Annotated in this window: 7 protein-coding genes and 1 pseudogene; 1 reads left to right on the top strand and 7 read right to left on the bottom strand. The window is 58.5% G+C overall.

Going from position 1 to position 6,651, the window contains the following annotated elements:
• Positions 1 to 216 (top strand): annotated as a pseudogene (locus B2W96_RS06440) (hypothetical protein); the annotation flags it as partial.
• A 35-nt stretch (positions 217 to 251) separates the two neighbouring features.
• On the opposite strand, the gene B2W96_RS06435 reads toward B2W96_RS06440, so the two are convergent.
• From B2W96_RS06435 to B2W96_RS06405, 7 genes are all read right to left on the bottom strand, one after another.
• Entirely contained in the window at positions 252 to 758 is a 507-nt protein-coding gene (locus B2W96_RS06435) for an E3 binding domain-containing protein (RefSeq protein ID WP_293009461.1), read from the bottom strand.
• 11 nt (positions 759 to 769) lie between these two features.
• Positions 770 to 1,744: an alpha-ketoacid dehydrogenase subunit beta gene (locus B2W96_RS06430; protein ID WP_293009460.1), complete on the bottom strand. Its 975-nt coding sequence runs from the start codon at positions 1,742 to 1,744 to the stop codon at positions 770 to 772.
• Positions 1,741 to 2,739 (bottom strand): thiamine pyrophosphate-dependent dehydrogenase E1 component subunit alpha, encoded by a 999-nt coding sequence (locus B2W96_RS06425; protein WP_293009459.1) that lies wholly within the window; start codon positions 2,737 to 2,739, stop codon positions 1,741 to 1,743. Before B2W96_RS06425 ends, B2W96_RS06430 begins: the two co-directional genes overlap by 4 nt.
• A gap of 15 nt (positions 2,740 to 2,754) precedes the next feature.
• Entirely contained in the window at positions 2,755 to 3,762 is a 1,008-nt protein-coding gene (locus tag B2W96_RS06420) for a lipoate--protein ligase (protein ID WP_293009458.1), read from the bottom strand.
• A gap of 186 nt (positions 3,763 to 3,948) precedes the next feature.
• Positions 3,949 to 4,641 carry a FadR/GntR family transcriptional regulator gene (locus tag B2W96_RS06415; RefSeq protein ID WP_293009457.1) on the bottom strand — a complete coding sequence of 231 codons (693 nt, stop codon included), beginning with the start codon at positions 4,639 to 4,641 and terminating at the stop codon, positions 3,949 to 3,951.
• 166 nt (positions 4,642 to 4,807) lie between these two features.
• Positions 4,808 to 5,542: an SdpI family protein gene (locus B2W96_RS06410; RefSeq protein ID WP_293009456.1), complete on the bottom strand. Its 735-nt coding sequence runs from the start codon at positions 5,540 to 5,542 to the stop codon at positions 4,808 to 4,810.
• Positions 5,543 to 5,718: 176 nt separating this feature from the next.
• On the bottom strand, positions 5,719 to 6,648 hold the full coding sequence (locus B2W96_RS06405) for a DMT family transporter (RefSeq protein WP_293009462.1): 930 nt from the start codon (positions 6,646 to 6,648) through the stop codon (positions 5,719 to 5,721).
• Positions 6,649 to 6,651: the final 3 nt, after the last annotated feature.

The following is a 6,651-nucleotide window of genomic DNA, read 5'->3' as shown; positions in this document are numbered from 1 at the left end:
CTGCCGCGTCTCAACTTTCCATGGATTACACCGAGCAAGGGGCGGCGGTTCATTGAGCAGTTCATCCGCCCCCGTCATCTGGCGGTATACCACCTTCCCTTTGAGCAGGACGATATTTATGCCTACCGCCGCGCGGCCCTCAGGGCTGCGGAACAGGTTCCGGCAGAGGATGTGCGGCTGTTTCTCGATCCACTTCAGCAGGAGCGCTTTTCATAAGTCTCGGGAACGCGCTTTGCGCGTTCCTTTTTTCGTTATAGCAACATGGTCAGCGGCTTCTCCAAAAAGCCCTTCATGGCGCGCAGGAGGTCAGCCGCCGCCTCATCGCTCAGCGCCGCGGGGGCATAGGTCAGGTGGATGCGCACGGTTTCGTCCGCAGTCACATCCCCCACCGCCAAAACGGCACTCTCACCGGGATGCAGCGTGGGCATCGCTCCCTCTACGCCGCGTTCCATCGGACGAAGCGGCACGCCCAATCGAATCGCCGCCCGCCCCGCAAACGCAGGGAAGATCAGCGCACCGCTCAGTGTGTTCAGCGCCGCCAACAGCTCCCTCACGTTCGCCGTGGCGTAACATCCGGCACACGTTTCCGTAAAAGTCTCTGCCGGAGCTTTGACCGCCGGTATTACCGCGGCCTCAACATCCCGCCGGACAATCCGTCCGTTGGGTCCCGTACCCGTAATCGCTCTCAGCGCCACGCCCATCTCCCGCGCACCTTTGTGGGCATAGGGCGACGCGCGGAGTCTTGTTTTCTCAGCCATACGCGCCCCCCTCAGCGGCCCAGCGTCTTTTTCACGCAGGCCACAATATCCTCGGGATGGGGAAACTGCGCATCCTCCAGCACAGGGGAAAACGGTGAGACGACATTCATCCCCGCTACGCGGCCCACGGGGGAATCCAGCTCGTCAAACAGCTCCTCCGTAATCTGCGCGGACAGCTCCGCGCCCACGCCGCCACGCTTCACGCCCTCCTCCACAACCACAGCGTTGTGGGTTTTGCACACGGAGGCGCGGACCGCCTCCCAGTCCAGCGGGACCAGCGTCCGAAGGTCCAAGACCTCCGCGTCGATTCCCTCCAAGGCCAAAGCTTCGGCGGCTTCCAGCGCAAACAGCACCTGCCGGGACCATGTGAGAATAGTAATATCCTTCCCCGGGCGCTTGATGTCGGCCTTTCCCAGAGGAATGACATACTCGCCGTCGGGAATCTCTTCCTTTCTGGCATAAAGCAGCTTGTGCTCCAGAAATACCACCGGATCGTCGTCCCGGATGGCGGCCTTCAGCAGGCCCTTGGCATCCGCCGCCGTGGAGGGGCAGACCACCTTCAAGCCGGGAATATGGGTGAACAGCGCCTCCAGACACTGGGAGTGCTGCCCCGCGTTGCGCCGTCCCGCGCCCATAGGCGCCCGGAACACCACAGGGATTTTCACCTGCCCCCCGGTCATATAGCGCAGCTTTGCCGCCTGATTCATCACCGGGTCGAGACACACGGAAATAAAGTCGTTGTACATCCATTCCACCACGGGCCGCAGCCCGCGCATGGCCGCGCCCACGGCGATGCCCGTAAAGCCGGACTCGCTGATGGGCGTGTCAATCACCCGGTCGGGGCCGAACTCATCCCGAAAGCCCGCGGTGATGGCGAATACGTTGCCCATGACGCCCACGTCCTCGCCCAGTAGAATCACGTTTTTATCCCGGGCCATCTCCTCATGAAGCGCCTGACCGATGGCCTTGCTCACAGTGAGCTTCATCGCAGCACGCTCCTTTCGTTGTCGGAAGAATACACGTTGTCGATCACCGCCGACGGGTCCGGGTCGGGAGAATTTTTTGCAAACTGATAGGCGTTTTCAATTTCTTCCGCAACGCCCCGGTCAATGTCCGCAAGCTCTGTCTCCCCAGTGCCCATCACCAAAAGCCGCATACGTGCATTGTTAAGGGGGTCTTTTGACTTCCCCTCCGTCAGATATTCCTTGGGCCGGTATGCGGCGGGATCTCCACAGTAATGGCCCTGATATCGGTAAACCATTGTCTCCACAAGAGAGGGGCCGCCGCCGGAACGGGCGCGTTCCACCGCTTCGGCGGCGGCATGGAAAACCGTCTCCACGTCAGTGCCGTCTACGGTGACGCCGGGGATACCGTAGGCCGCTGCACGGACGGATAGACGCTCGGTATTGGTAATGCGGTGAATTTCCGTAGAGACGCCGTACTGGTTGTTTTCAAGCAGGAACACCATTGGTAGCTTCCACACGGCGGCCATATTCAACGTCTCGTGAAAGGTCCCCTGATTGGAGGCCCCGTCGCCGAAAAACGCCATGGTAACTGCCCCGTCTCCCTTGATTTTCGATGCAAGGGCGCTGCCCGCCGCCAGCGGGATGCCCGCGCCCACAATGCCGTTGGCCCCCAGAATTCCAAGGCTCACGTCCACGATATGCATGGACCCGCCCCGGCCCCGGCAGTAACCGGTTTCTTTGCCGAACAGCTCCGCCATGGCAAGGTCCGCCCGGGCGCCCTTTGCAAGGCAGTGCCCGTGTCCCCGGTGAGTGGAGGTGATATAGTCGGATTCCCGCAGGGCAAGGCACGCGCCTACGCCGCTGGCCTCCTGACCCATATAGAGATGGATGTTGCCCGCCAGCTCGCTGCGGGTAAAGCAGTCGGCGGCCTTCGTTTCAAACGCCCGAATCAGTGCCATCCTCCGATAAGCCTCGCGATACCAACCCGCTCCGCAAACCGTTTCCTTCGTTTTCAAGGAACCGCCCCCTTTTCATTCCGCGCGGAACATTGTATCCAGAATTTCCTCTTTTTGAATCCCGCCGAACAGCTCCGTCAGCGGGAAGCGGTCCAGCACCGCCGCAGCGTCCTCCCGCCGGAAGGCGCAGCCCTTCAACGCTTCCGTCAGCTCGTCCAGCGGACTGACAGAGAGAAAGTCACCGTAAAACACAATCTCCGTGATCCGGCCCTTCTCCACCGCGATCCGTGGCTCCAGCGTCCCGCCGTCAAACCGGCGCTTGTCGGTAAAATCATATCTGGGAGAGCGCCCAAAATTCCACTCCCATGTGTCGTACTTTGTTCGTTTCAGCTCCTCCACGGAAGCCAGCTCCTCTTCTGTGAGAAAATCTGCCGTGAGGCCGCCGCCTGCCAGAGCCGTCTTGAGGTACTTCCAGAAATCCGCCATGTCCATAGGTTCTGCCAAAAACTCCCGGATATTCCCGATGCGGCTCTTGACCGATTTTGCGCCCTTGGACTGAAACTTCGCCGGGTCTACGTTCAGCGCGCCGGCCACCATGCCGGGATTCGCGTCAAACAGCAGTGTCCCATGGTGGAGAATGCGTCCCTTCATCATCCGCTGGGCGGTGCCGGACACCTTGCGCCCTTCCACCAGAATGTCATTCCGGCCGGAGGCCTCCGCGTTCAGGCCAAGGCCCTTCAGCGCCGCCACCACGGGCTTTGTAAACCGCTCCATGGCCAGCTCTTCGGAATTCCCCGCGTCGGTGATAAAGGAATAATTCAGGTTTCCCAGATCGTGATACACCGCGCCGCCGCCGGTGGTACGGCGAACCACATGGATGCCGTGTTCCTCCACAAAGGCGCGGTTAATCTCCTCCTCGGCATTTTGGTTCTGGCCAATGACAATGGTGTTGTCATTCTGCCACAAAAGCAGATAATCCCCCGATCGTCTGCGCTCCAGCGCAGTCTCTTCAAACGCCAGATTATAATAGGGATTCTGCGACCCCGTCTCCATGTATTTTGTCAGACCGTTAATGATCAACACACGCCCCTTTTTATTATTTTGATCTTACCAATCACCGTATGACGGTAAAACGGTATGTTGGTCCTACCACTCGGGCTATAAGACCACCATACCATTCAGCTTCTTTATAGTCAAGTTCAGACTGAGGAAACGCCGTCCAAATCTTCCCTTGTTTTATTAGTGCAATTGCACAATATTTTTAACGAATCAGTCCCGCTCCGGGTACTTTTGCAAAAATTCATCCACAATTCCGAGGTGAAGCGTCATTTCCCGCTTCGCCAGCTCCGGATCCCGGGCCTTCACCGCCTCATAAATGGCGTGGTGGGAATCCTGTGTGCGCTGCTGATAATCGGGCAGGCCAAAGAAGCGCCGCCTCACATCTGCAAGCAGACTGCCCACCAAATGGATCGTAGCCGCCAGCATGACATTATGGCTGGCCTCGGCCAGCGCGTCGTGAAACGCCACGTCGTTCATATAATTATCAGGCTCGGCATCCAGATTGCGAACCGCCTCACGAATGGTGGCCATATCCTCTTCCGTTGCCCGCTGGCAAGCCAACTCCACAATCGCCACCTCATTGATGCGGCGAAATTCGTTGAAATCCTGACGGATATCCGGCTGGTTAGACAGACGGACAAAGGACATCGCCTTTTGAATATAGTCTGCGTCCCGTACCACTACCTTCCGGTTTCCCCGGTTCTCAATGGCGCCCAAAAACTCCAAAATGGCAAAGCACTCCCGCAGGGAGCCCCGGCCCACGCCCAGCGTCTCCGCCAGGTCGCGCTCTGAGGGCAGCTCCTCCCCCACGCGAATATGACCGCTGTCAATGGCGGCGACCAGCGCCTTCATCACAAGCTCCGGAATCTTTGGCGGTGCGTATTGAATCTTTTCCAACTGCATTGCAGTGCCTCCCTTGTTTGGTAATACCATACTACCATTGTCTTTTTTTAACGTCAATAAAACTATATATAGAAAATAATCGCTCTTTTTTGGAATAACCGTCAAAAAGTAGTCATAGAACTCCGAAAAGCGCCGTACCCGCGGACGGCGCTTTTCGGCAAGATATTCACATTTGATGTGCGGCGCCGCGCCGCGACGCATAAATCGCGGGGGCCAGCAGCGCCGCCGCAATCAGCGCGGCGGTAAGCACAGTGGAGGTAGAGGTGACCATCACCCCGGCGATGACCAGCAGTCCCGCTGCCATCCAGACGCGGGCGGCAAACAGATGAACCGCCCTCCATGCGTCGTCGCTGTGCTCCGTGGCGGAAAACCGCAGGGCAATCCGCGCGTCTCGGGGACAGTCCCACATGTGGCCGCCCAGAATCATCAGCAGCAGGCCCAGCAAGCAAGGGGTCACAAACGGCAGCGTCAGGTCCCCACCGGAGGACTGCAAAATCATGCCGCTGCAAAACAGGACGGAAATCAAAGGAAATCCCCACCTGCCCACCAGGCGTACATAGGGCTTTGGAAGCGTCATACGCTTTTGATTTGCCATAAGCTGTCCGTGACCAAGCAGGTCCATCAGGCACATAAAGCCGGGCAGACCGAAGGCCACCACCCAACGGGGAATGGAATCATCCTTACCACCGCTTCCGATCAGTCCGCTGGGCACAAATTCCGGGATGCTGTTCCACAGGCGGGCGCCCAAAATCATGGGCAAGGCGCAGGCAATCAGCGTCACCGCCAGCAGCGCCGCCGCCTTCTCCTTTGAAATCTGCTTGCCGAGAAGCTTCGCGGCGGCAATCTCCGCCTCCCGCTCCATGGCGGACTGCCTGTTCTTTTTGGGCTTTTGACTGCTCATGGTTAAAACAATCCTCCTTCAGGCCCTCCGGGCGCAATCTGCGACGGAGGAATCATATCACACCTCCGCCAGCTTGTAAAGCAAGCCGCTGCCTGTGTGCGGGTTTCCTTCCTTTCCCAAGATGGGGTTAAGCATGGCCGCACTCAGCTTTTCTCTTTGGAATTTCGCTGCAATCTTCAATCCTCCGAAACCCGAGTCTGATCAGGTTCCTCCAGCGGTAACACAGCGGCCTTATCCGGCTCCCCGGCGGGTAAGGTCTTTTTCGCCCCCCACGGAATCTGCGCCAGCACCACCGCCGTCAGCATCAATCCACAGCCAAAATACTCCCGTCCGCTCATGCGGTCGCCCAGCAGCAGCGCCCCCGCCAGAACGGCAAAAACGGCCTCAAGGCTCAGCAGCAGCGACACCACCGTGGGGTTGGAGTCCCTCTGGGCCAGAATTTGCAGTGTATAGGCCACGCCGCTGGAGAAAACACCCACATATAAAATGGGCCATACGCACGCTTGCAGCGCCTCCCATGAGGGCTGCTCCGCAGCCAGCATGCCCACGGCAGAAAACACAGCCGCCACCAAAAATTGCGCGCAGGACAGTTCCACGCCATCCACCTTTTCGGTAAAATGGTCTATCATGAGAATGTGGGCGGAGAAGCAGAGGGAGCAAAGGAACATGAAAAAGTCCCCCTCAGAGATGGCGAAGCCCTCCCGGATGCACAGGAAATAAAGCCCCACCACGGCCAGCGCAACGCTTGCCCAAATCCCCTTGCCCACTTTCTTTTTCAGAAAAATTCCCAGAATGGGAACAATCACGATATACAGTGCCGTGATAAAGCCTGCCTTGCCGGAGGTGGTGGTTTCAAGTCCTCGCTGTTGAAGATTGTTCCCCAGTGTCAGCGCCGCACCGCAGCAAAGGCCGCTGATCAAAAGCTCCCGACGGTAATGGGGCCGGGGCTTTGCCTGTTCGCCAAAGTCCCGTTTTCGCCGTGCGCGGAACAGGGCCGCCAGTCCCAGTGTAAACACAAAGGCGATGAAAAACCTTGCGGCGTTAAAAGTGAAGGGCTGCACAAACTCCGTGCTGACGCTTTGGGCGACAAAAGCCGTTCCCCATATGAA

Origin of the sequence: Oscillibacter sp. UBA6647, assembly GCA_002455655.1 — a bacterium.
In the GTDB taxonomy this organism is placed as follows: Bacteria; Bacillota; Clostridia; order Oscillospirales; family Oscillospiraceae; genus Oscillibacter.
Note: the sequence above shows the minus strand (reverse complement) of the source record. Positions and strands in the feature narration are given on the sequence as shown.